Source organism: Bordetella genomosp. 13 (assembly GCF_007679965.1).
Classification (GTDB): domain Bacteria; phylum Pseudomonadota; class Gammaproteobacteria; order Burkholderiales; family Burkholderiaceae_B; genus Bordetella.
Window position 1 is genome coordinate 1 of sequence record NZ_VEHL01000004.1, and the last position, 24,378, is coordinate 24,378.

The 24,378-nt window shown below is 68.4% G+C and carries 19 protein-coding genes; 3 read left to right on the forward strand and 16 right to left on the reverse strand.

Annotated elements, in window-relative coordinates:
* The first annotated feature begins 191 nt into the window (after nt 1-191).
* The gene (locus FS845_RS11355; protein WP_186332248.1) at nt 192-602 is read left to right on the forward strand and encodes an Imm50 family immunity protein; all 411 of its coding nucleotides are present in this window, start codon (nt 192-194) and stop codon (nt 600-602) included.
* Between the two features lie 184 nt (nt 603-786).
* Here the strand turns inward: FS845_RS11355 and FS845_RS11360 are convergent, their stop codons facing one another.
* From FS845_RS11360 to FS845_RS11395, 8 genes are all read right to left on the reverse strand, one after another.
* Complete coding sequence (locus FS845_RS11360; RefSeq protein ID WP_260986255.1) at nt 787-2,235, reverse strand: cytochrome-c peroxidase; 1,449 nt, start codon at nt 2,233-2,235, stop codon at nt 787-789.
* Between the two features lie 10 nt (nt 2,236-2,245).
* Complete coding sequence (locus tag FS845_RS11365) at nt 2,246-4,534, reverse strand: alkaline phosphatase family protein (RefSeq protein ID WP_144634641.1); 2,289 nt, start codon at nt 4,532-4,534, stop codon at nt 2,246-2,248.
* Between the two features lie 64 nt (nt 4,535-4,598).
* Complete coding sequence (locus FS845_RS11370) at nt 4,599-6,629, reverse strand: alkaline phosphatase D family protein (RefSeq protein ID WP_144634644.1); 2,031 nt, start codon at nt 6,627-6,629, stop codon at nt 4,599-4,601.
* A 447-nt stretch (nt 6,630-7,076) separates the two neighbouring features.
* The gene (locus FS845_RS11375; protein WP_144634647.1) at nt 7,077-8,048 is read right to left on the reverse strand and encodes a LysR family transcriptional regulator; all 972 of its coding nucleotides are present in this window, start codon (nt 8,046-8,048) and stop codon (nt 7,077-7,079) included.
* Between the two features lie 103 nt (nt 8,049-8,151).
* Nucleotides 8,152-9,171 carry a histone deacetylase family protein gene (locus FS845_RS11380; RefSeq protein ID WP_144634650.1) on the reverse strand — a complete coding sequence of 340 codons (1,020 nt, stop codon included), beginning with the start codon at nt 9,169-9,171 and terminating at the stop codon, nt 8,152-8,154.
* Nucleotides 9,168-10,502 carry an MFS transporter gene (locus FS845_RS11385; protein WP_144634652.1) on the reverse strand — a complete coding sequence of 445 codons (1,335 nt, stop codon included), beginning with the start codon at nt 10,500-10,502 and terminating at the stop codon, nt 9,168-9,170. The genes FS845_RS11380 and FS845_RS11385 overlap by 4 nt, the downstream gene beginning before the upstream one ends.
* Nucleotides 10,503-10,855: 353 nt before the next feature.
* On the reverse strand, nt 10,856-12,265 hold the full coding sequence (locus FS845_RS11390) for a sigma-54-dependent transcriptional regulator (protein ID WP_144634655.1): 1,410 nt from the start codon (nt 12,263-12,265) through the stop codon (nt 10,856-10,858).
* Between the two features lie 77 nt (nt 12,266-12,342).
* Nucleotides 12,343-14,499, reverse strand: coding sequence for an ATP-binding protein (locus FS845_RS11395; RefSeq protein ID WP_144634658.1), 2,157 nt, complete (start codon nt 14,497-14,499; stop codon nt 12,343-12,345).
* Between the two features lie 283 nt (nt 14,500-14,782).
* Here FS845_RS11395 and FS845_RS11400 point away from each other — a divergent pair, with 283 nt between their 5' ends.
* Nucleotides 14,783-16,138: a dicarboxylate/amino acid:cation symporter gene (locus tag FS845_RS11400; RefSeq protein ID WP_144634661.1), complete on the forward strand. Its 1,356-nt coding sequence runs from the start codon at nt 14,783-14,785 to the stop codon at nt 16,136-16,138.
* Between the two features lie 213 nt (nt 16,139-16,351).
* Here the strand turns inward: FS845_RS11400 and FS845_RS11405 are convergent, their stop codons facing one another.
* From FS845_RS11405 to FS845_RS11435, 7 genes are all read right to left on the reverse strand, one after another.
* On the reverse strand, nt 16,352-16,975 hold the full coding sequence (locus FS845_RS11405) for a Maf family protein (RefSeq protein ID WP_144634664.1): 624 nt from the start codon (nt 16,973-16,975) through the stop codon (nt 16,352-16,354).
* Between the two features lie 155 nt (nt 16,976-17,130).
* The gene (rlmH, locus tag FS845_RS11410; protein WP_144634666.1) at nt 17,131-17,601 is read right to left on the reverse strand and encodes a 23S rRNA (pseudouridine(1915)-N(3))-methyltransferase RlmH; all 471 of its coding nucleotides are present in this window, start codon (nt 17,599-17,601) and stop codon (nt 17,131-17,133) included.
* Nucleotides 17,602-17,614: 13 nt separating this feature from the next.
* Nucleotides 17,615-18,010, reverse strand: coding sequence for a ribosome silencing factor (gene rsfS / locus FS845_RS11415; protein ID WP_144634669.1), 396 nt, complete (start codon nt 18,008-18,010; stop codon nt 17,615-17,617).
* A gap of 57 nt (nt 18,011-18,067) precedes the next feature.
* A complete protein-coding gene (nadD, locus tag FS845_RS11420; RefSeq protein ID WP_144635765.1) occupies nt 18,068-18,697 on the reverse strand; it encodes a nicotinate (nicotinamide) nucleotide adenylyltransferase in 630 nt (209 codons plus the stop codon).
* Between the two features lie 55 nt (nt 18,698-18,752).
* On the reverse strand, nt 18,753-19,667 hold the full coding sequence (gene hemF / locus FS845_RS11425; protein ID WP_144634672.1) for an oxygen-dependent coproporphyrinogen oxidase: 915 nt from the start codon (nt 19,665-19,667) through the stop codon (nt 18,753-18,755).
* A 19-nt stretch (nt 19,668-19,686) separates the two neighbouring features.
* Complete coding sequence (purD, locus tag FS845_RS11430) at nt 19,687-20,985, reverse strand: phosphoribosylamine--glycine ligase (protein WP_144634675.1); 1,299 nt, start codon at nt 20,983-20,985, stop codon at nt 19,687-19,689.
* 130 nt (nt 20,986-21,115) lie between these two features.
* Nucleotides 21,116-21,847, reverse strand: a complete 732-nt coding sequence (locus tag FS845_RS11435; RefSeq protein WP_144634678.1) for a YebC/PmpR family DNA-binding transcriptional regulator — start codon at nt 21,845-21,847, stop codon at nt 21,116-21,118.
* A 143-nt stretch (nt 21,848-21,990) separates the two neighbouring features.
* Here FS845_RS11435 and FS845_RS11440 point away from each other — a divergent pair, with 143 nt between their 5' ends.
* Nucleotides 21,991-23,520: a helicase HerA-like domain-containing protein gene (locus FS845_RS11440; protein ID WP_144634681.1), complete on the forward strand. Its 1,530-nt coding sequence runs from the start codon at nt 21,991-21,993 to the stop codon at nt 23,518-23,520.
* A 40-nt stretch (nt 23,521-23,560) separates the two neighbouring features.
* Here the strand turns inward: FS845_RS11440 and FS845_RS11445 are convergent, their stop codons facing one another.
* Nucleotides 23,561-24,346, reverse strand: coding sequence for an IclR family transcriptional regulator (locus FS845_RS11445; RefSeq protein ID WP_144634683.1), 786 nt, complete (start codon nt 24,344-24,346; stop codon nt 23,561-23,563).
* Nucleotides 24,347-24,378: the final 32 nt, after the last annotated feature.

The window sequence follows — 24,378 nt, forward strand, 5'->3', positions numbered from 1 at the left end:
AGGACCGTGAAACGCCTTCGCGCCGATGATAGTGGATGTACATCTGTGAAAGTAGGTCATCGTCAGGCTCTTATCCCCAAAACCCCGTAGACTCAACGTCTGCGGGGTTTTGCTTTTGCAGCAATGAAATGGTCGCCGAATGCGGCAGTTCAACGCGCCAACATGGCGCGTATCTCTTGGAGATCGGAATCATGGACATCGAGGATCTGATCCAAGGCGCGGAGCGCGTGATCGACGTGCTCGGGTGCTGGCCTTCTTTCGAAGGCGCCGAGCTGATCTCCTTTGCCGTGTCCCGCTCGCTGCCGGCGCAGTCCGAGGCCACGACCGCGACGCTTTGCGTGCATGTCCGGCTGCACCACGGAAAAGCTGTCTCTGCGGGTGCGAACGCGGCGGCCACGCACAACGTGCTGATCGAGTTGGTGTTGCGCGACATCCAGCACCTTGCCTTGTACGACTTCAATGACCTGAACGTCATCGACCAGCTTGATGTGAGCCGCTCCGCGGACGGCTCCGTCGCGGTGGAGATCGATCCGGATTCGGGCGCGGGCGGCGCGGTTCGTTGCCGCAGCGTCGAGATCGGGCGGGTTGCATCATTGATCTAGAGGTCTTGATGTGTCTATCCGGCGCGGCCGGAATATTCCGGCGGCAGTCGCTGCGAGTCCAGAGAGTGAATCCAGGTAAAAGGCCATCCTCGCGGATGGCCTTTTTTGCATGAGACCGCGGTCGTGGCAGGGCAGCACGATGGCCGCCGCCGTTAACCCGGCGAGCCTGGATCCATGACGGTCCTCAATCCACGCAGGCCCGCTGGGCGGGCGTGTTTTCGCCGGGCCGGTAGTCGTCGGTCAGCGTACCGAGGAAGCAGATCAGGTCATGCACGTCGCCTTCGGACATGGGGGTCTTGGAGCCCGCAGGCCGGCCGTCCAGCGGCATCTGGGTGTCGATGTTGGCCCAGTATTCCTTGGGCAGGTCGTTGAACTTCTGGACCGTGCCCGTGCCCTTGGCGTATTGCGTGGTGATCAGGCCGTAGGTGGGGTAGTTGGGGTCGTAGCCCGCGTCGCCCGGCTCGAGAACCCTGCCGCCGGCGGTGGGATACCACAGCTCGGGGTTGGTATCGCGCGTGTTGTAGAAGCGGATCGCCTGCTCGAGCGTATGGATGACGCCGTTGTGGAAGAACGCCTGGCGCAGGGCCACGTTGCGCAGCGTGGGGGCCTTGAACATGCCGCAGAAAGTGCTGGGCTTGCCGTTCTCGCCTCGCAGCGTGTGGTCGGTGCGCTGCGGACCGCACAGGCCGATGTCGTGGCGCTGCGGATCCCGGTCGTCTGCAGGAATGCTGTTGCCGTTGGCGTTGGGCGAGGTGGCGTGGGCGGTGTTGCGCGGCACGCCGATGGCTTCGTACGAGAAGTCGGTGAACAGGCCGCTGCTGCCGCGGAAGCCGGCGCCCTGGTAGTGGCACGAGGCGCAGTTGCCGGTGGCCGGATCGGTGAACACGCGCATGCCGCGCAGTTCGGCCGCCGTCAGCTGACCGCCTTTCTTGTTCGAGGTGTACAGGTCGAACTTGCTGTTGTACGGACGGAAGCTGACGTCCTCCAGCTGGAAGGCCTGCAGCGCCGCCGTGATGGATTCGAAGGCCTGGGCGCCGTCGTCGAACGCGTGTTCGCCGAACGCCTGGCGGAACAGGGGCGCATAGTCGGCTGCCTGCACCTTGCGGACCACGGACTGCGCGGAGTCGTTGGCCATTTCCAAGGGATCCAGCAGCGGGCCTTTCGCCTGGTCGGCATGACTGGCCATCCTGCCGTCCCAGTCGAAGCCGCCGCCGGGGCCCGGCACGCTGATCGCGTCGGGGTTGTCCAGAAGGTCGGAATAGGCGGGCGTCTTGTCCTTGTAGCGCAGCGACGGCACGGCCCGCAGGCCGCGCTCGTCCATGTTGGCGCCGCCTACCTGGACGGCCAGGTCGTTGGGCGGGCCGTAGGCGAAGCGGGGGTCGTGGCAGGTGGCGCAGGCCATCGTGCCGGAACCCGAGAGCGTACGGTCGAAGAACAGCTTCTGACCCACCTGCGCGGCCAGGCTCAGGGGCTTCTGGTGTATGACTGGGTTGTTCCACGTCGCGGCAGTGGGCTGCGCGGCAGCCGGCGCGCCGGCCGCGGGGGTTCCGCGGACGACGGCCGACACCACGATGACCGCCGCCGTTGCCGCGAGCAGGGTGCTCGCCGTGTGCAACTGCTTTCTGGAGATCATCGGCATTCGCTTACTTGACGGCCCACACGCTGCGTTGGGTCTTGTCCGGGCCCACCTGCGGCGGCAGCGCGGCATCCTGCGTGGCCTGCTTCTGGTGGTAGTCCTTCGGGATCACGTACGCGTGGTTCATGGGACGAACCGCGTCGAAGTGCGTGTCGCCGCTGTTGGCGTACTCGGGCAAGAGGTCCAGGTGCTGCGCGATGAACTTCTCGGTGTAGCGGGCGCGGTTCAGGTAGCTGCCGTCGACCATCGGGTCGGCGATCTGGAACATGTCCTGCATGGTGCGCACGAACGAGAAGTGGCTGTAGGCGTCGCTGTCGACCACGCCTCGGGGCGCGCGCGGCTGGTTGCTCACGATCAGGAAGATCGAGTTGCCGTGGCCGTGGTTGCCTTCGGTGTAGTTGACGATGGACGGATCGGCCGAGAAGGTGCCGTCATCGTTCTGCTTCAGGGACTGCGATACGGTGCTGTTGCTGACGTTCCAGCCGCAGCAGGAGTTGAAGCCGCTGCTGGCCGTGCCTTCGTCGAACATGATCACGATGGCGGAACGCTTCTGGGCGTTCTTCCACAGCGTCGAGGCCTGGATCTTCTTGATCATGTAGTCGACGTAGTTGTCGCCGCGCGTCAGGATGGCCGCGCCGCTGCAGTCGCTGGCCAGGGCGCCGTCGGCGCGCTTGACGGTGGTCGAATGCATGTCGTCGCACTGGTCGGGGATCAGGAAGTTCAGCGTGCCCACGTCGCCGGATTCCAGGTCCTTGCCCAACTGGTCGACTTCATAGTTGGCCGGCACCTGGTATTTGCTGCCGTTCTTCAGGCTGGCGTCGAACTGACCGCCGCCCATGGTGCGGTTGCTGAAGGTGAAGTCGGGCAACAGGCGCGCGTCCTGGAAGGCCATCGGAGGACTGTGCTTGGTCTTGTACAGGCCACCAGGCATCGGCACGGCGCCGGGCGTGCCCACAGGGGTGGGGCTGTCGCCGATGCCGTTGGGGTAGACGTTGTCCTCACCCATCACGGTGGGATCGCCGACGCTGTCGGTACGGATGTCCTGGCCGGGGTTGACGCTTTCGTTGTAGACGCGCCAGTTCATGCCGGACTTCTCCAGCAGGGTGAACAGGTTGGGGCCCGAGATGTTGTGGTTGGTGCCGCCGCCGCAGTTGGTGCTTGGGTTGAACGGCGAGGCGCCCAGGCCGGGCTTGGTGTTGTCCGGGATGGAATCCTTCGGCGCGTTGGCGCCGGTGGCGCCGCAGTTCCATTGCGAGTCGTCGGTGATGCCGAAGTCGTCGCCGCCGCCCACGGCCGTGTAGTTCGGCTCGCTGGGCTGGCCGGTCGAGAAGTAGTTCGACAGCTGGTTGTAGTCTTTCAGGTACTTCGAGATCTTGGGCGCGTAGGGCTGGTTCAGGATGGTGTTCGAGCCCTTGTTCTCGAGGAACAGCACGAACAGGTGGTCGTAGCGCGGGATGCCTTCGATGTTGAAGGCGGCCTGCTGGGCCTGCTTGAAGGTGATCGGGGCGCGGGTGTCGCGCGTGACGGCGGTTTCCGGCGTCACGTTGAACATGTTGGTCAGCTCGGGATTGCCGCCTTCCACGGCCAGGGCGTCGGGGTACAGATCGCCGCGGTCCAGCTTGGTGGTGGCGTACGTGTAGCGGTTGGCCAGCTGGTTGGCTTCGAACAGCAGCGAGGCCTGCGTGGCGCCGGTGGCGGCGTGCACGTCGCCGATCACGTCGGCCGGCTTCACCTTCACGCGCGTGGCCAGGTTGGCCTTCTCGGTGGCGTAGTCGCTGTTGTCGTCCTCGACCATGCGCTGGATCTCGCTGGACATGGGGCTGATGACGATTTTGTCGGCGCCCTGGTCCTTGATCTGGGCGGCGGACACGCGCAGCGCCATGCGGCTGGCGACGTGGGCCTTGCTGGCGGTGTTGATGGCGTCGGTGCCCACGTCGGCCAGCAGCGAGGAGCCTTCCGGCACGGTGATGGTGAATGCCCCGTTGCCGTCCGCGACGGCGGAGGTTTCGGACGGGTCGCACTTGCCGTTCTCGTCGGCATCGGCGCAGACGCGCGCGCCGCCGAGGTAGGCGGCTTCGATGGTGGGGTTGGTGCTGCTGCCGGCCTTGTAGGCCGAGCCCGTGACCTTGCCGTGCAGGGTGGTCATCGCGGCGGGCGTGTCGCCGGCCGGAGGCGTGGAGGAGTCGTTGTCGTCGCTGCCGCCGTTACAGGCGGCCAGGGTCAGCGCCGCGGCCAGCGCCGTCATGGCGTACAGCGGAGCGCGGTGCGCCGCGCGGACGGATGTTGCCAGGGTCATGGTGTTTCTCTCTGATTAAGGCAGGCCGCGAGCGGCCTGCGGACATGAGTGGGATGGGCAGGAATCAGGTGGACTGGGGCAGTTGCACGGTGGGCGCGCCGGACGGGACCGTCACGGTGTAGGTGCCAGCCAGCAGCGGCGCCGCGGGCAGGGCGCCGTTGACCAGCGGCTTCACGCTCTTGAAGTCGCACACCAGCGACTCGGCCTTCAGCGTGACGACCGTGTAGCCGTGCGCGTCGGTATCGACGTGCTTGAGCCACGCGTTGTTGCTGCCCAGCGTGCCGTTGAGCTTGTTGGTGATGTTCTGGTAGACCAGCGGCGCCAGGCTGGCCAGCGCCTCGGTGTGCACCTGGTCGACGAAGAAGCGGAACAGAGAGGAGCTCGACACGCCGGCGGTCACCAGGTCGACCATGACGGGCACGGGCGTCGCGGCGTCGTAGTCGTCCATGACCTGCCCGGCGAAGAACGCGTGGATATCGCCCGTCAGCGACACGACGTTCTTGATGCCGTTGTCCTTCAGGAAGCCCATCAGCGCCTTGCGTTCGCCGTTGTAGCCGTCCCACTGGTCGGCGTTGATCAGCATCTTGTTCAGGAACGACAGGGGGGGCAGCTGGGTGTTGAGCGCGGCCACCGCGGCGTCGACCGTGGGCTTGCCGAAGATCGGGTCGAACAGGGCGTGCACGTTGGTGAACGCCGCGGGCAGCGTGCCCGAGGCTTTCAGCGCGGCCACGTCTCTGCGCACGGCCGGCACGATCAGCGTGTCGCGTACCGGCTGCAGGTCATCGGGCGAGGTGGCGACGATGGCGTCCGCGAGCAGCTGGACCGTGGCTTCCTGGCCGTCGACCTGCATGCGCAACAGCGAGACTTCGTTGCCCCACAGGCGCCATGCCGTCTTGCCCTGGCTGGACAGCATCTCCTTCTGCCACCACGTGCGCTGCGTGTCGCCCAGCATCGAGACCGGGGTGAGCGCGTTGCCGGCGCCGGCGATCTTGGCGGCTTCGGCGTCGGCCAGGGTCTTCTGGGGAACCAGGTAGCGGCTGCCCAGGAAGCCGCCCGCGGCGGCTTCGGGGATGACGTGGTCGGCCCGGTACAGGCGCTCGTCGGTCATGACCAGCGTGGCCAGCGAGCCGAACTGGAAGGAGCGGTAGATCTGGATGTTGTCGAACGCGGGGTTCTTGGCGTCGAAGCTGACGTCGGCGGGCATGAACTCGAACCAGGCCTGGCTGGCGCTGCGGCGGCGCTGCGTCTGGTGGTTCCTGTCGTCGTCCGCGGCGTAGGTCTGGTGATCCTGCCAGGCGTCATCGGAGAACTCGTGGTCGTCCCAGATGGCGATCATGGGGAAGCGCGCGTGCAGGGCCTGCAGGCGCGGGTCCGCGCGGTACTGCTTGTACAGGGCGCGGTAGTCGGCGACGGTGGTGGCGTAGATCGAGCCATCGGCCTGCCTGGTGCCGTCGGGCAGCGCTAGCGGGGCGTGGGCCGCCTCGGCCAGGCCCACCGGCACGTGGGCGGGCAGGCTTTCGTAGATGTAGTCGCCCAGGTGGACCACGAAATCAAGGTCCTCCTTCAGCATCTCGTCGAACGCGCCCCAGTGGTTCGCGTTCCAGTCCTGACAGGAGATGAAGGCGAACTTGAGTTGCGCGACGGAGGCACCCGCGGCGGGCGCGGTCTTGGTGCGGCCGGCCGTGCTGGTGGCGTCGCCGGCGACGAAGCGGTAGAAATACGTGGTGGCGGGGTTCAGGCCTGTGACCTTGTGGCGCACCGTGTAGTCCCATGCCGCATCGGCCTGGACGGGTTCGTCGACCAGCAGATGCGCGAATGCCTGGTCGCTGGCCAGTTGCACACGGACGTTGACGGGATGGGTGCCGTCCGCCCCGTCGATGCGGGTCCACAGGATGATGCTGTCGGGGCGCGGGTCTCCCGATGCGATGCCTTGCGCGAAGGCTAGCTTGCGCGGCGGGGTGTCGTTGCCGCCGCCGCCGTTGCCGGCTTCGTCATCGTCACTGTCGTGATCGCTGCCGCAAGCGGTGAGCGTGCCGGTCATGGCAACGGAAACGGTGAGGAAGCTTCCCCACTTGATGAAATTGCGACGGTCCATGTTCTGCCCGTGTTGTACAGAGAGTGTTTTGAGGCGGTCCACTGCCGATTGCCGTGCAGCGGCAGGCCGCAGGGCACGGCGATGGAATCGCCAGGGTTTTGTGAAAGCCCGCCATTCACGCATGGCCGAGTGGCTGGGACATGACCGATTCGAGTCAGCTTGGCGGCGTTGAAACAAAGGGTTCAACGACCCCTCAGCTTGCGTTCATGGGGTCATCAGATAACGTTCAGATTCCAGACAGAATGGTGCTGGGAGAGGGGTGTCCGCGCAGGGCGGAGGCGGCCGCACGGGGCGGTGTACAGGCACGCGTCACGGGCGTGACATATGCGGCGGCATCACGTCGGCCGCCACGGGTTCGACGTGGGGGACGTGCGGCCATGGCGGCGGCGCGTGGGTGAAACGACTGTGGTGAGCCTGCGGGGCGGCGTCGGGACGCGGTCCTGGCGGCTAGCCTGCCCGCATCTCCAGCGGCGTGCGGTCCAGGAAGCGTTCGAACGCGTCCAGGAAGGTCTGCTCCACCAGCGTCAGCTTGCGCTGCTTGTGCCAGGTGAGGAACACGTCCAGTTCGGCGATGACGTCGTCGGGCGGCATGCGCCGCAGGTCGCCAGCCTGCAGGTCCTGGCGGATCATGTGCTCGGGCAGGCAGCTCAGGCCCATGCCGGCAATGACCATGCGGCGGATCTCCTCGACGTTGGGCGAGGTGCCGACGATGCGGCCGGTGAAGCCCTGCTGGTCGCGGAAGATGGTCAAGGGCGACAGCGTGTCGCCCAACTGGTCGCTGGCGAAACTGACGAAGTTCTGGTCCAGCAGGTCTTCCACCTGGACGCTGCGGCGCGAGAACAGCGGATGGTTGCGGCCGCACACGGTGACGTAGCGGTGGCGCATGAACAGCCGCCTTTCCAGGCTGTCGATGGCCTTGCGGCACAGGCAGATGCCCAGCGCCGGAACCCGCTTGCTGAGCGCGTCCAGGATGAATGCGCTCTGCATGACGTCCACGTAGAACTCGATGCGGGGATGGCGGCGATGGAACTGCATCAGGAAATCGTCGTACGCCGCGCTCTGGATCTTGCTCATCAGCATCAGGCGCAGCGTGCCGGCGATCTCGCCTTCGTCCTGCGCCGTGGCTTCGTCGATGCGCGCCACCATGCCGTACATGTCGCGCGCGATGCGGTAGAGCGCCTCGCCCAGCGCGGTCAGCCGGAATTCGCCGTTGCGGCGGTACAGCAGCGTGCCGCCCACCGCGTCTTCCAGGCGCTTGAGGGCCTGGCTGACCGCGGGCTGGCTGAGATGCAGCGCGGTGGCCGCGCGGCTGATGCCGCGTTCCTGCACCACGAACATGAAGGTGCGCAGCAGGTTCCAGTCCAGGCGTTCCGGAGCGAGCGGTGAGGCGGTCTTGCTGGGCGCGGCAGGATGAGACATGGCGAGCGAGAGAAAGGGCGGGGCGCCTCGGGGATCACGGCGCCGTCTGCGCAGGCGGTGCCGCGTGGAGGCGGCCTCGTTCCAATACGCGCGGCGGATCCGGTCAGGCGCCGGCCAGTCCGTTGAAGAACCGTTCGGCGTTGTCCTCCAGGCCCTCGATATAGTAGCCGCCCTCCTGCACGATGACGGTCGGCACGCCGAACCCGCCGACCGCGCGGCCCAGGCGCTCGAAGCCGTCGGCGCTGACCGCGACCATGGCCTGCGGGTCTTTCTCGAAGACGTCGAAGCCCAGCGACAGCACCAGCGCGTCGGGCTGGAAGAGCTCGATGGCGCGGCGCGCCTGGTCCAGGCGATCGAAGAACACCGGTTCTGCCGAGCCGTGCGGCATCGGCAGGTTGATGTTGTAGCCGTAGCCTTCGCCCGCGCCGCGCTCGTCCTCGAAGCCCGCCACCACCGGATAGAAGTTCTCCGGGTCGCCATGGATGGAGACGTAGAGCACGTCGTTGCGCTCGTAGAAGATCTCCTGGATGCCCTGGCCATGATGCATGTCGGTGTCCAGGATGGCCACGCGCTTGTACTTCGCGGTGAGCATCTGCGCGGCGATGGCCGCGTTGTTCAGGTAGCAGAAGCCGCCTGCCGCGTCGCGGCGGGCATGGTGGCCGGGCGGGCGGCACAGGGCATAGGCCTCGCGGTCGCCGTTCAGCAGCGCCTGGGCGCTGCTGATGGCGCATTGCGCGGCCCAGTAGGCCGAGCGCCAGGTGTTTGGCCCGATCGGGCAGCTGCCGTCGGCCAGGTAGCGCGCCGCCTGGGCCAGCACGCCGCGCAGCGCGTTGGGCTCGCGCACGAAGATGTTGGAGACGACTTCGTCGCCCCAGTCGTCGGGCAGCTGCTTCCAGCGCGGATGGGCGTCCTGCAGGAAGCGCAGGTAATCCAGCGCGTGCACGGCGCCGATGGCGGCCGCGCCTGAGTCGGGCGGCTCGATGATGTCGAACTTCAACTTGCGCACCCCCTCGACCAGCGCGTCCAGCCGGGACGGCACTTCCTGGGGCTTGCGCATCATGCCGCGCGAAAAATAGGTCTGCGGATGGTGCAGCTTCTGGTCGGGATGGTAGAACGTCTTCATGTGCGGACAGCGGAATGAGAGGGGTGCGCGCCGGGCTTGCGCTCGGCCAGGAAGGCCACCGACAGCATCGACAGCAGCGAGATGGCGCTGAACAGCAGGGCCAGCGGCCACCACTGGCCCGAGAACTTCTGGGCCAGCACGGTGCCCAGCAGCGGCGTCAGGCCGCCGAAGATGGCGCCGGACAGCTGGTAGGCCATGGAGATGCCGGTGTAGCGGATGCGGGTGGGGAAACTGTCGCTGACGTAGCCGGCGATGACGGCGTAATAGGCGCCCATGAACATCACGGCCACGCCCACGCCCAGGGTCAGGGACAGCAGGTTGCCCTGGTCGACCAGGTTGAACATGGCGTAGGGCGTGAACAACGAGATGAACGAGGTGATCAGCAGGAAGCGGCGGTTGCCGATGCGCGACGCGATGTAGGCCGACAGCGGCGTGATGATGAACTGCATCACCGAGACCAGCAGCAGGCAGTCCAGGATGACGGCGCGCGACAGACCCACGTACTGCGTGGTGTAGGCCAGCATGAAAGTGTTGGTGAAGTAGAAGCCCGCGATGCCCAGCACGTTGGCGCCCACGGCCAGGGCCAGCATGCCCGGCGCGCCGCGCAGCACTTCGATCAGCGGCACCTTTTCTTCTTCCTTCGCGGCGGCGCGCCTGGCGCGGGCTTCCTGCTCGGCCAGGAAGTCGGGGGATTCCTGCACGCTCATGCGGATGGCGAAGCCCACGATCAGCAGCACGGCGCTGAACAGGAACGGCACGCGCCAGCCCCACGCCATGAACTGCGCGTCGTCCAGCGAGGTCACCAGCTTGAACATGAGCATCGACAGGATCAGGCCAGCCGGGCTGCCCAGTTGCGCGAACGAGGCGAAGAACGTGCGTTTGCTCTGGTCGGGCGAATGCTCGCCCGCCATCAGCACGGCGCCGCCCCATTCGCCGCCGACCGCGATGCCCTGCACCAGGCGCAGCAGCACCAGCAGGACGGGCGCCCAGACGCCGATGGCGGCGTAGGTGGGCAGCAGGCCGATCAGCACGGTCACGGTGCCCATCATCAGCAGGGTGATGACCAGCGATTTCTTGCGGCCGATGCGGTCGCCGACATGGCCGAACAGCGCGCCGCCCAGCGGCCGGGCGAAGAAGCCGACGGCGAAGGTGCCGAACGCGGCCAGCGTGCCGTAGAAGCCGTCGGCCGACGGGAAGAACAGTTTGCCGAACACCAGCGCCGCGGCGGTGGCGTAGATGTAGAAGTCGTACCACTCGATCATGGTGCCGACGAACGCGGCGACGGAGGCGCGTACCGGCTGGTGCTTCGCCGTGGTGGAATTCCCCTTCATTTTTTCTCTCTCTCGATGCAATGCGGTGTCGTGCGGCCGGCGGGATTGCGGGGTGGCCGGCTGCTTTTATACGTCTGGCTCGAGCTATAAGAAAAATTCTAAATATTTATTCTTCGCATTTGCCTGGATTATGTGGGTGCAGGCCGGGCACGCGCGGTGGCGTCGTCGCGAGCCAGATGGCTCCACCGATTTTCTTTATAGATCAAATGCTTGTCCACGTCATGCCGGTTGGACGGCAAGCGAGCGGCGGGCCCGGCCGCGACACGCGGCGGCGCGGTCGGGGACGGGATGTATTAGTGAAAATACGGGGGGGCCGCGATGCGCACCGAGGGGATGGCGCGCCGTGGACGTCGCTACGGCTCGTCGCGCGGCGTCGTGGCGCCGGCGTACGACTGGCGGTCGATGCCGTGCTTGCGCAGCTTGTCGTAGAAAGTCTTGCGGGGCAGGCCCAGGGCCTGCAGCGTGCCGCGCACGTCGCCGCCATGTTCGGCCAGGGCCTGGCGGATCAGGTACGCCTCGTGGCGTTCGACGCGCTGGTGCAGCGTGGGCAGGTCGGCGGCGGGCGCGTCCGTGCCGGCCTGCGGGGCGGGCGGCAGCACGCCCAGCACGAAGCGTTCGGCGTAATGCGCCAGTTCGCGGATGTTGCCCGGCCATTCGTACTGCGCCAGATGGGCGCGCACGGCGCTCGACAGCGTGGGTACGTCGCGGCGGAAGCGCCGCGCGGCCAGGCCCACGTAGTGCGCGAACAGCAGCGGGATGTCTTCGCGGCGTTCGCGCAGCGGCGGCAGGTGCACGGTGACGACGTTCAGCCGGTAGTACAGGTCATCGCGGAACTGGAAACGCGCGCGCACCGCCGCGTCGCCCAGGTCGACCTTGGCGGCGGCCACCACGCGCAGGTCCACGTCGCGCACCTCGTTGGTGCCCAGCGGCGCGACCTGCCGGCTTTCCAGCACGCGCAGCAGCTTCACCTGCACGGCGGGCGGCATGCTCTCGATCTCATCCAGGAACAGCGTGCCGCCGCCGGCGTGCTCGATGCGGCCGATGCGCTTTTTCTGCGCGCCGGTGAAGGCGCCGGGCTCGTGGCCGAACAGTTCGCTTTCGATCACCGTCTCCGGCAGCGCGCCGCAGTTGATGGCCACCAGCGGCCGGTCGCGCCGCTCGCTCAGGCGGTGCAGCACGGTGGCCACGACTTCCTTGCCGGTGCCGGTCTCGCCTTCGATCAGCACGTCCACGTCGGCGCCGGCGACGTGGCGCAGCGTGTCCTTGATGCGCTGCATGGCGGGCGTGGCGCCGATGAAGGCCAGGTCGTCGAAGTCGGTTTCCAGCGCGGCCTGGCGCAGCCGCCGGTTCTCCAGCAGCAGGCGGCGCTTCTCGGCGGCGCGGCCGATGGCGGCCAGCAGCATGTCGGAAGGGTAGGGCTTGGCCAGGAAATCGTACGCGCCGTCGCGCATGGCCTGCACGGCCATCGCGATGTCGCCATGGCCGGTGATCAGGATGACGGGGATGTCGGCGTCCAGCCTGCGCATGTGCTGAAAGAACTCCAGGCCGTCCATGCCGGGCATGCGCACGTCGGTGACGACCACGCCCGGATAGCTGTCGTCCAGTTCCGCCAGCGCGGCCTCGGCATCGGCGTGCGGGCGCACGTCGTAGCCGTGCAGCGCGAGGGTCTGGGCGGTGGCGCGCCGCAGGTCGGCATCGTCGTCGACGAGCATCACGGGACAGGACGCGGCGCGGGGATCGGTGGAGAAATCAGGGGAAGTCATCGATGTACCTTCGGGCCGCATGCCGGGCCCCGCCGCTGGAGCGGTCCGGCGGGCCGATGGTGGGCCTCGGCGAGGGCTCATGCGCGTTCGGTGGCCGGCGCGGCCAGCGTGACGGTGAAGATGGCGCCGTGCGGCGTGGCGTCGGCGGCATGCAGGCTGCCGCCGAATTCGGTGAGGATGTCGCGCGAGATGATCAGGCCCAGTCCCAGGCCTTCGGGCTTGGTGGTCTGGAAGGGCGTGAACAGGCGTTCGCGCAGTTGCGGGGCCAGGCCGGGGCCGTTGTCTCGGATGTGGATGCGGACCTGGCCCGACGGGGCGGCGTCTGCGTGGATTCGCGTCGCGCCGGATGCGGGCTGTTGGGCGGCGGCGCGGGCTGCCGTTGTATCGGACGTGAGTCTCGGGTCTTTGGCGTGGGCGGGCGTTGTACCGGATGTGGGTTGCGGGTCTTTGGCATGCTTGTCCGCCGCATCGGACAACGGCTGCGGGCCCTGGGCGCGGGCTGCCGCCGCGACGGGCGGACGGGGCGTCTCTGCCGCCCCTGACGGCGTCTCGATGAGGATGTCGATGCGCGGGTCGGGGCTGTCCTGCAGCGCATCCATCGCGTTCTGCAGCAGGTTCACGAACACCTGTTCCAGTCGCATGCGATCGGCCAGCACCGTCAGGCGCGGCCGGTGGCCGGGGTGGGTCAGCAGCACGCGCTGGCGTGCCAGGCGCGGCCCCACCAGCAGCAGCGCGCCCTCCAGCGCATCGTCCAGCGCGATGGGGGCCACGCTGGCGGCGGCCTTGCGCGAAAAGGCGCGCAGCTCGCCGGTGATGCCGCCGATGCGCTCGGTCAGCGCGGCGATGGTGCCCAGGTTCTCCAGCACGGCGGCGTGCTGGCCGCGACGCGCGAACTCGGCGGTGTTGTCCGCGTAGGCGCGGATGGCGGCCGCGGGCTGATTGATCTCGTGCGCGACGCCCGCTGCCACCTGGCCCAGCAGCGCCAGTTTGTTGGCCTGCACCAGTTCGTCCTGCATCTGGTGCAGCCGGGCCTCGGCATGCTCGCGTTGCTGGATGAGCGACTGCAGTTCGGTATTGGCGCGCCGCAGCTCGCCAGTGCGCTGCTGCACCTGGTGTTCCAGTTCGGCGCGCACCACCGCCTGTGCATGCGTGCGGTGGCGCGCGCGGCCGCGCAGGTAAAGGTAGAGGCCCGCGGCCAGCCCGCAGGCCGTCAGGGCCAGCAGCGTGGCAAGCTGGGCATTGGCGGCCGCGCGGTCGATGGCGGGCTGCACCGGCGACAGCGTGTGCAGCGTCCACTGATCCGACCCTTGCACGGGATACGCGGTATGCAACAGGCGGGCGCCGGCGGGCTGCCGGCGCAGGGCCTCGCCCGCGCGCACCAGCGTGCCGGCATCCCGCGACCCCGCGGGCAGCGCCACCGGCAGCGGCGCGAAGGGCGCGTCGCCGAACTGCTGGTCGGCGCGCATGGCCTGGGCGGTGGCTTGCGCCAGCGGCCCCGAGGCGCGGAACCGCCATTCGGGCACGTTGCCCATCAACACCACGCCGTTGCGGTCGGTGATGAACAGGGCGTCTTCCAGGGCGTCCCAGTTGCGCTCGAGCGCGACGAAGTCCATTTTCAGCACGATCACGCCCAGCAGCTTGCCGGCGGCGTCGGCGATGCGGCGCGACAGGTACAGGCCGGGTTCGTGGCTGATGGTGCCCAGGGCGAAATATTCGGCTTCTCCGTCGCTGACGGCACGGCGGAAGTAGGGCCGGAACTGATAGTCGACGCCGACGAAGGTGGCGGGCTCGTTCCAGTTGCTGGCCGCGATGGCCAGGCCTGTCATGTCCAGTAGGTAGATCGCGGATGCCCCGACGCCCCGGCTCAGGGCGGCAAGTTTGTCGTCCAGTTCCAGGATGCGCTCTGGGACGGGCCCCAGCAGCGTGGCGCGCACTTCCGGATCCTGCGCCAGGACGTAGGGCACCGCGCGGAACTTGTCCAGGCTGCTGCGCAGGGCCACGGTGTTCAGCTGCGCCGATGCCCGGGCGTGCGTGGCCAGTTCCTGGACCGCGCGGTCGGCGCCCCACACGCCGGCCCGATGCACCAGCCACGCCGCCAGCGCCAGCACGGCCAGCAGCAGCAGGGCGGTGCGCAGGCGGTACTGGGCGGGCAGCGGCGGCATGGACGGTGCGGACGATGCCGCGGCCTGCTCGCGGTCGCGGGCGGGATCGGAGTCCGATGAAGGTTGTTGCATGGCGTGCGCGAGGGTTCGCGCGGGTGTGTGGATTTCCGCACATTCTACCGCGGCGGTGTGCGGGATCCCGCCATCCTGGGCCAGCTGGCGCGCGGGACCGCCAGAAAAAATCTGCACCTTTCAAGGGCTTACCGCACTGCTGCGGTGCACAAGCCAGTTGGCATGCCACTTGCGTAAGCATTCGCGATGCCGCGCCCGCCGTGCGGCAAGGACTTTTGAAAAAAACATCCGGATCACAAGCCTGCCATACAGGCGGACCCGGCTTTTGGTGGGGACACTCCCGATGCTAGACGTCAACCAGGGCGACGCCGCGCCCGTTCGCAAGCAGAAGTTCTATCAGATCCTGTACGTGCAGGTGCTGTTCGCCATCGTGGTGGGCATCCTGCTGGGCCACTATCACGCGCAGTGGGGCGAAGCGATGAAGCCGCTGGGCGACGGCTTCATCAAGCTGGTCAAGATGATCATCGCACCGGTGATCTTCCTGACGGTGACCACGGGCATCGCCGCCATGAGCGACCTGAAGAAGGTCGGCCGCGTGGTGGGCAAGGCGATGATCTACTTCCTGATCTTCTCCACGCTGGCGCTGATCGTCGGCATGGTCGTCAGCCACGTGGTGCAGCCGGGCGCGGGCCTGCACATCGATCCCAAGACGCTGGATTCGAAGTCGGTGCAGGACTACGTCACCAAGGCGCACGACTCCACCATCACGGGCTTCCTGCTGAACATCATCCCCAACACGATGGTCAGCCCGTTCGTGTCGGGCGACATCCTTCAGGTGCTGTTCGTGGCGGTGCTGTTCGGCATCGCGCTGGCCATCGTGGGCGAACGCGGCCGTCCGGTCACGGCCTTCCTGCAGGCCCTGGCCACGCCGGTGTTCAAGCTGGTCGCCATCCTGATGCGCGCGGCGCCCATCGGCGCGTTCGGCGCCATGGCCTTCACCATCGGCAAATACGGCATCGGCTCGGTGGTCAATCTGGCCATGCTGGTAGGCACGTTCTACCTGACCTCGGTGCTGTTCGTGGTATTCGTGCTGGGCGCGGTGGCGCGCTACAACGGCTTCTCGATCCTGAAGCTGATCCGCTACATCCGCGAGGAACTGCTGCTGGTGCTGGGCACGAGCTCGTCCGAGGCCGCGTTGCCCACGCTGATGCAGAAGATGGAACGCGCCGGCTGCGCCAAGTCGGTGGTGGGCCTGGTCGTGCCGACCGGCTACTCGTTCAACCTGGACGGCACCAACATCTACATGACGATGGCCGCGCTGTTCATCGCGCAGGCCTGCGACATCCCGCTGTCGCTGGGTGACCAGATCCTGCTGCTGCTGGTGGCGATGCTGAGCTCGAAGGGCGCGGCGGGCGTCACTGGCGCGGGCTTCATCACGCTGGCCGCCACGCTGTCCGTGGTGCCGACCATTCCGGTGGCCGCGATGGCGCTGATCCTGGGCGTGGACCGCTTCATGTCGGAATGCCGCGCATTGACCAACCTGGTCGGCAATGCCACGGCCGCCGTCGTGGTGGCGCGTTGGGAGGGCGAACTGGACAAGGAGCGCCTGGACGCCGCCATGGCGGGCAACGCGCTGCCGCTGGACGAGCCCGCCGCACCCGTGCATCACGCCGGCACGCCGGCGCACCAGCCGGGCTGATTCACGGCCCAAGTGGATTCGCAAAGAGCAAGGTCCCGCTGCTCACGAGGCGGCGGGAAGCAGATGGGCCGGGATGACCGGCCCATCTTTTTTGCCTTGGGATGCCCGAGGCAGGACGGGTTCCCCCAGGGTCACAAAGCAGAAGGCGCGGCGTGGCGCCCGAGGCAAGGGCGCTCCCTCGGGCAGCAAGCCGATGGCCCGGCGTGGGGACCCTCAGGGGATCTGGATGCCGGCTTCGGCCAGCAGCGCCGCGGTCTCGAACAATGGCAGTCCCATCACGCCGCTGTAGCTGCCGGCGATGTGGGCGATGAAGGCGCTGGCCAGGCCCTGGATGCCGTACGCGCCGGCCTTGCCGAACGGTTCGCCGCTGTCGCAATAGCGCTCGCGTTCGGCGGCCGTGATGGCGCGCATGCGTACGCGCGTGACGGACAGGGCCTCGCGCAGGCGGCCGTCGACGGCCAGCACCACGGCGGTGTGCACCTCGTGCTCGGCATCGGACAGTGCCTGCAGGATGCGCAGCGCGTCCGCGCGGTCGGCGGGCTTGCCCAGCACGGCGCCGTCCAGGATGACGGTGGTGTCGGCGGCCAGGATGGGCAGCGCGGCCAGCGGCTGCTCGCGCAGCCAGGCCACGGCGCGCTGTGCCTTGTCGCGCGCGGTGCGCCGCACGTAGTCCGCGGCGCTTTCGCCCGCCAACTGCGGCTCGTCCTCGCCGGGCGGGGCGGGCACGCGCAGCACCTCGTGCGACAGGCCGATCTGCTGCAGCAGTTCGCGGCGGCGCGGGCTGGCGGAGGCGAGGTACAGGCGGGGGGCGTAAGCGGGCGTGGCGGCGTCGGACATGGCGGTAGGCGTGAAAGCGGGTGGAGTCGTGTCGCGGCCACGGCGGCCGGGCCGCGGGGCGGCCGTTCGGGCGTCGGGCAAGCAGCCGAAGCTGCACGGCGCCGCGACCTGTGGCCAGGCCTGCGGTGCATGGCGCCGCAGTCCGACAGACCGCGTCAGGCGCGATGATACGGGTGATTGGTCATGATCGCCCAGGCGCGGTAGAGCTGCTCGGCCAGCAGCACGCGCACCATGGGATGCGGCAGGGTGAGCGAGGACAGGCGCAGCAGGCCGTCGCACGAGGCCTTCAGCGCGGCATCGAGCCCGTCCGGACCGCCCACCAGGAAGGCGACGTCGCGGCCGCCGGAACGCCATTGTTCCAGCTGCTGCGACAACGCCATGGTGGTGAGATCGCGGCCGCGCTCGTCCAGCGCAAGGCGCAGCGCGCCGGATGGCAGCGCGGCCTCGATGCGGCGCGCCTCGGCGGCCATCATCTGGACCGGCGTCTTGCCGGTGGTGCGGGGCTCGGGCTTGATCTCGCGCAGTTCCAGCGCGCAATCGGACGGCAGGCGCTTGGCGTAGTCGTCCCAGGCGGTCTCGACCCAGCCGGGCATGCGGGTGCCGACGGCCAGTACGAAAAGTTTCATGGGCGGGCCGGCGTCAGGCCGGTTCGTCGTCGCTGCTGAACATGGCCGGGCGGGCCAACGAGTCGGGCAGCAGCTTGACGCGCACCGGCTTGTCGCCCCAGATCTCTTCCAGGTTGTAGTACTGGCGGATGGCGGGCTGCATGATGTGGACCACGATGTCGCCCAGGTCGACCACGACCCACTCGCCGGTGTCCTCGCCTTCGATGGTGATGCCCGTGAGCTTCAGGGCGCGGCCACAGTCGGCCACGCTGGCGGCCAGCGCACGGGTCTGCCGGTTGGAGGTCGCGCTGGCCATCACCACGCGATCGAACAGGCTGGTGAGGTGCGTGGTATTGAAGACCTTGATGTCTTGCGCCTTGACGTCTTCGAGGGCGTCGATGACGGCGCGCTGTAGTTTTTGAATATCCATGTGTTCCAAATATAACCCGCACGGAGGACGCTGGCATCCGCCGTTGGGGGGGCGACTTCAGTGGTAGAGGCCGTGCCGGGCGATGTAGCCGGCGACGGCGGGGTGGATGCCGGACGCAGCGGCGCCCTGCGCCAGCTGCTCGCGGATGTGGGAGGCCGACACGTCCATGGGCGAGAACGGCAGTTCCTGCAGCACGTGTCCATGGCCCCGCAGCCAGCGGGCCAGTTCGTCGGGCACGTGCAGCGCGGTGCCGGGACGCACGGCGACGGCCAGGTCGACCGTTGCGGCGATGTCCTGCCAGGCGCGCCACGTGCAGAAATTGGCCAGTTGGTCGGCGCCCAGCAGCCAGACGTAGCGGCCAGGCGGCAGGGCACGCAGCGTGTCGATGGTGTAGGTGGCGCCGCCGCGCGCGATCTCGATGGGGTTTGCCACCAGGCCCGGATGGCCCGCGATGGCCAGCTCGAGCATGCGCAGGCGGTGCTCGGGCGCGGCCTTCAGGGGGGCGCGCTGCCAGGGATTGGCTGCGGGGATCAGCTGGACTTCGGCCAGCCCCAGCGACCGGATGGCAGCCTCGGCCAGCGCGACGTGCGCATCGTGCACGGGATCGAAGCTGCCGCCCAGCAGGCCGATGCGGCCCGCTGGGGCGTCTTCGCGCGACGGGCCGAGGGATGCGCCCACGGGGTTCATGCCGCGGCCCAGGCGCGGCGCGGTGTCGATCCGCACGCGTGTCGGGGGCGCTGGCTCATGCCCAATCCCGTGGCGTCAGGTACGCGGCCAGTTCGCCTTCGGGGGTGCCGGCCTGCGGCTGCCAGTCGTAGCGCCAGCTGGCGATGGGCGGCATGGACAGCAGGATGGATTCCGTGCGGCCGCCGGACTGCAGGCCGAACAGCGTGCCGCGGTCGTAGACCAGGTTGAACTCGACGTAGCGGCCGCGCCGGTAGGCCTGGAAGTCGCGCTCGCGTTCGCCGTAGGGCAGGTCGCGGCGGCGCTCGACGATGGGCAGGTAGGCCCCCAGGAAACTGTCGCCCACCGAGCGCACCAGCGCGAACGAGGCGTCGAAGCCCGGTTCGTTGAGATCGTCGAAGAAGATGCCGCCGATGCCGCGCGTCTCGTTGCGGTGCTTCAGGAAGAAGTACTCGTCGCACCAGCGCTTGTAGCGCGGATAGTAGTCGGTGCCATGCGGGGCCAGCGCGTCGCGGCAGGCCCGGTGGAAATGCCGGGCGTCTTCGGCGCGCGGATAGTAGGGCGTGAGGTCGAGCCCGCCGCCGAACCAGAACACGTCGCGCTCGTCGTGGCCGGGGCGCGCCGCGGCCAGGAACATGCGCACGTTCATGTGGGTGGTGGGCACGTGCGGATTGCGCGGATGCAGCACCATGGACACGCCCATGGCCTGCCAGGGGCGGCCGGCCAGCTCGGGCCGGTGCGCGCTGGCCGACGGCGGCAGCCGCGTGCCCATGACGTGGCTGAACAGCACGCCGCCGCGCTCGAGCAACTGGCCGCCCTCGATCAGCCGCGAGATGCCGCCGCCGCCCTCCGGGCGCTGCCACTCGTCGGCGCGGAAGGGCTCGCCGCCCGCCTGCTCGAGCGCCTGCACGATGCGGGTCTGCAGGCCGGTGAAGTAGTCGCGGACGTCGGTGGCGGAAACGGCTTCGGTCATGGAGCGGCGACGGGAACGGCTAGCGCGGCTTCTGCTGCGAGGGCTTCAGGGCGCGCCAACCGATGTCGCCGCGGTACTGGCGTCCATCGAAATGGATGCCCGACACGGTTTCGTAGGCGCGGTCGCGCGCGATGCGGATCGAGTCGCCCAGCGCGGTGACGCACAGCACGCGGCCGCCCGACGTCTGCACCTGGCCGTTCTCGCGCTTGGTGGCCGCGTGGAAGACCATGCGGTCGTCGGCATCGGCGGGCAGGCCGTTGATGACGTCGCCCGTGCGCGGCGTGCCCGGGTAGTTGTGCGCGGCCAGCACCACGCCCAGGGCGGTGCGGCGGTCCCAGACGATATCGGCCTGGTCCAGCGTGCCATCCACCGCGTGCTCGAGCGCGTCCAGCAGGTCGCTCTTGATGCGCATCATGATGGGCTGGGTTTCCGGGTCGCCCATGCGGCAGTTGAATTCCAGCGTCTTGATGGTACGGTCGGGGCTGTCGCCGGGGGCGATCATCAGGCCCGCGTACAGGAAGCCGGTGTACGGGATGCCGTCGCGCGCCATGCCCTGCACGGTCGGCAGGATGATCTCGCGCATGATGCGGTGGTGCAGTTCCGGCGTGACGATGGGCGCGGGCGAATAGGCGCCCATGCCGCCCGTGTTGGGGCCGGCGTCGCCGTCCTGCAGGCGCTTGTGGTCCTGACTGGTGGCCAGGGCCAGCACGTGGCGGCCGTCGCACATGACGATGAAGCTGGCTTCCTCGCCGGTGAGGAATTCCTCGATGACCACGCGGGCGCCCGCGGCGCCCAGCGAGCCGTCGCCCAGCATGGCGTCGATGGCGTCGTGGGCTTCGTCGGCAGTCATGGCGACCACCACGCCCTTGCCGGCGGCCAGGCCGTCGGCCTTGATGACGATGGGCGCGCCCTGCTGGTCGACGTAGGCGTGCGCCTCTGCCGGATCGGTGAAGGTGGCGTACGCGGCCGTGGGAATGCCATGGCGGATCATGAAGGCCTTGGCGTAGTCCTTCGAGCTTTCCAGCTGGGCGGCGGCGCGCGTGGGGCCGAAGATCTTCAGGCCGCGCGCGCGGAACACGTCGACCACGCCGGCGGCCAGCGGCGCCTCGGGGCCCACCACGGTGAGCGAGACGCCGTTCTGCTGGACGAAGTCGGCCAGTTCCTCGGGGCTGGCGAGAGCCACGTTCTCGAGCAGGTCGCCCTGTTCGGTGCCGCCATTGCCGGGAGCGACATAGACCTTGTGGACGCGGGGCGAACGTGCGAGCCGCCAGGCGAGGGCGTGTTCGCGGCCGCCCGAGCCGATAACCAGGAGTTTCATGAGAATAATGTGGTGATGCGTGAGGTTGCCACTTCGGCCCGCAGTGGAATAGTCGCCTGGCCGGTCTTCGCCGGCCGGGCTGGTCCGCCAGCGTTGCGCGGCACCCCTAGCCGCCGCAGCGCCGCCCGCTTCATTGCGCTTCGTCGAACACGACGTTGGTGTAGACGTCCTGCACGTCGTCCAGGCCTTCCAGGGCGTCGAGCAGTTTCTGCATCTTCACGGCGTCCTCGCCGGCCAGTTCCGTTTCGTTCAACGCCTTCATGACGATGCCGTCGACCTCGGCCTTCAGGCCGGCGGCGTCGAAGGCCTGGCGTACCGCGGCATAGTCGGCCGGGGCGCACAGCACTTCGATGACGCCTTCGTCGTCGGTGGCGACGTCCTCGGCGCCAGCTTCGAGGGCAGTCTCCATGACCTGATCCTCGGAGGTGCCGGGGGCGAACACGAACTGGCCGCAATGCTTGAACATGAACGCGACCGAGCCTTCCTGGCCCAGGTTGCCGCCGTTCTTGGCGAATGCGTGGCGCACTTCGGCCACGGTGCGGGTGCGGTTGTCCGTCATGCATTCGACGATGACGGCCGCGCCGCCCACGCCGTAGCCTTCGTAGCGGACTTCCTCGTAATTGGTGCCGTCGGCGCCGCCCGCGCCGCGCTGGATGGCGCGCTGGACGTTGTCCTTGGGCATGTTGGCGTCGGTGGCCTTGTCCCAGGCCAGGCGCAGGCGCGGATTGCTGTCCGGATCGGGGCCGCCGGCACGGGCGGCGACGGTGATCTCACGGATGATCTTGGTCCAGAGCTTGCCCCGCTTGGCGTCCTGGCGGCCCTTGCGGTGCTGGATATTGGCCCATTTGCTATGTCCGGCCATGGTTACTCTTATCTAATAATGGTGTCAAAGAACGTTATTTTAGCCTGCCCGACCCTGCAACGCCGTCCGGAGTGTGTCGCGCGCGCCACGCCCGCCGGGTCTACACTTGCGCCACCGTTGCCGCCCCTATGGAGTGAACGCCCATGAACGCCCCCCTCGTCGTCGCCCGCAACGCCCAGGCCGAGCTGGCGCTGCTGCCCGCCCTGGCCAACCGCCACGGCTGCATCACCGGCGCCACCGGCACCGGCAAGACGGTCACGCTGCAGGTGCTGGCCGAGCAGTTCTCGCGCCAGGGCACGCCGGTCTTCATGGCCGACGTCAAGGGAGACCTGACCGGGATCTCGCAGGCGGGCGCCGGTTCGCCCAAGCTGCAGGAGCGGCTGCAGAAGCTGGGACTGCCCGAGCCGGCCTGGGGCGCCAGCCCCGTGGCGCTGTGGGACGTGTTCGGCAAGCAGGGGCTGCCGGTGCGCGCCACCGTGTCCGACATGGGGCCGCTGCTGCTGTCGCGCATGCTGGAATTGAACGACACGCAGGAAGGCGTGCTGACGCTGGTGTTCCGGGTGGCCGACGACGAAGGCCAGCTGCTGCTGGACCTGAAGGACCTGCGCGCGATGCTGCAGGACGTGGCCGACCGCGCCGCGGCCCTGAAGACGCGCTACGGCAACGTGTCGTCCGCCTCGGTGGGCGCGATCCAGCGCAGCCTGCTGCGCCTGGAGTCGCAGGGCGCCGACCGGTTCTTCGGCGAGCCCATGCTGGAAGTGGCCGACCTGATGCGCACCGATGCGCAGGGCCGCGGCATCGTCAACATCCTGGCGGCCGACCAGCTGATGCAGGCGCCGCGCCTGTACGGCGTGTTTCTGCTGTGGCTGCTGGCCGAGCTGTTCGAGAAGCTGCCCGAGGTGGGCGACGTGGCCCAGCCGAAGCTGGTGTTCTTCTTCGACGAGGCGCACCTGCTGTTCAAGGACGCCCCGCAGGCCTTGCTGGAGAAGATCGAGCAGGTGGTGCGGCTGGTGCGCTCCAAGGGCGTGGGCGTGTATTTCGTCACGCAGAACCCGCTGGACATCCCGGACACCGTGCTGGGCCAGCTGGGCAACCGCGTGCAGCATGCGCTGCGCGCCTTCACGCCGCGCGACCAGAAGGCCGTGCGCACGGCCGCGCAGACCATGCGGCCGAATCCGGGCCTGGACATCGAGGCCGCGATCACCGAGCTGGGCGTGGGCGAGGCGCTGGTGTCGCTGCTGGACGAGAAGGGCCGGCCGATGCCGACCGAGCGTGCCTGGATCATGCCGCCGGGCAGCCGCATCGGTCCCGCCACCGACGCCGAGCGCCAGGCGCTGCGCCAGGGCAATGCATTGGCCGCGAAGTACGAGCAGGCGGTCGACCGGGAGTCGGCGTACGAGGTGCTGACGGCGCGAGCGGCGTCGGACGCGCCTGTCGGCAGCAGCGCTGGCAGGGCGCCCACGGGCAGGACGGCGCCCACGACGGCCGCGCCGAAGGAAGAAGAGGGCGGCCTGATGAAGAGCGTGAACGAAGTGCTGTTCGGCTCGGTGGGCCCGCGCGGCGGGCGCCGCGACGGCGTGGTGCAGTCGGTGGCCAAGAGCACCGCGCGCTCGGTGGCGCGCGAACTGGTGCGCGGGGTGCTGGGGTCGTTGCTGGGATCGCGGCGGCGCTAGACGGGCCACCGCCATCGGGCGGGCACCTGGCGCCCGCCGTTCACGACCAACCCAGCTGCCGTGTCAACGTCGCCGCTGCGTCGCGCAGCAGGGCGATCAGTGCCTCCTGCTTGGCCGGGTCGTAGCGGAAGTCGGGAATCGTCAGCGTCAGATTGCCGCGTATTTCGCCTTGCCTGTCGAAGAAGGGCACCGACAGCCCGAAGGCGCCCGGCGCGCGCTCGGAAAAGCTGGCCGCGTAGCCTCGCTCGCGGATGGCCCGCAGCGCCGACAGCAGTTCGTCCTTGTCCAGGGGCCGCTGGTCCAGCGGCGAGGGCTCGGCGCGCTGCACCACCACGTCGATCTCTTCCTCGCTGAGGAAAGCCAGCAGCGAACGTCCCGCCGAGCCCCATGCCAGCGTCGCCAGTTGGTTTTTCTCGATGCGGTAGCGCAGCGGATGCGCGGGCGACGCCGATCCCGTGAAGAACATCTTCAGCTCGTTGCGCACCAGCAAGGTCAACAGCACCGTTTCATCGGTCTGGTCGCGCAAGGCCTGCAGGATGGGGTCGCCGATCTGGTTGATGGGGATCTCGGCCGCCAGCCGTCCGGCCAGCCGGTGCAGCTCGATGCCCGGCATGTACTGGCCTTCCTCGTCCTGCGTGACGAAGTTCAGCGGCTTGCACAGATTCAACAGCCGATGCGTGGTGCCGCGCGGCAGGTTCAGGCTGCGCGCCAACTCGTTCAACCCCCAGCGGTCCTTCTCCGCGAAACGCGCAAGGATGCGCAGGACCCGGTTCACGGTGCCGTTGTCGGCATCCGCGGCGGGCGGGGGCGATTCTGATCGTTTCATGGACACCGGATTTCGGGCGGGGAGATTGACAT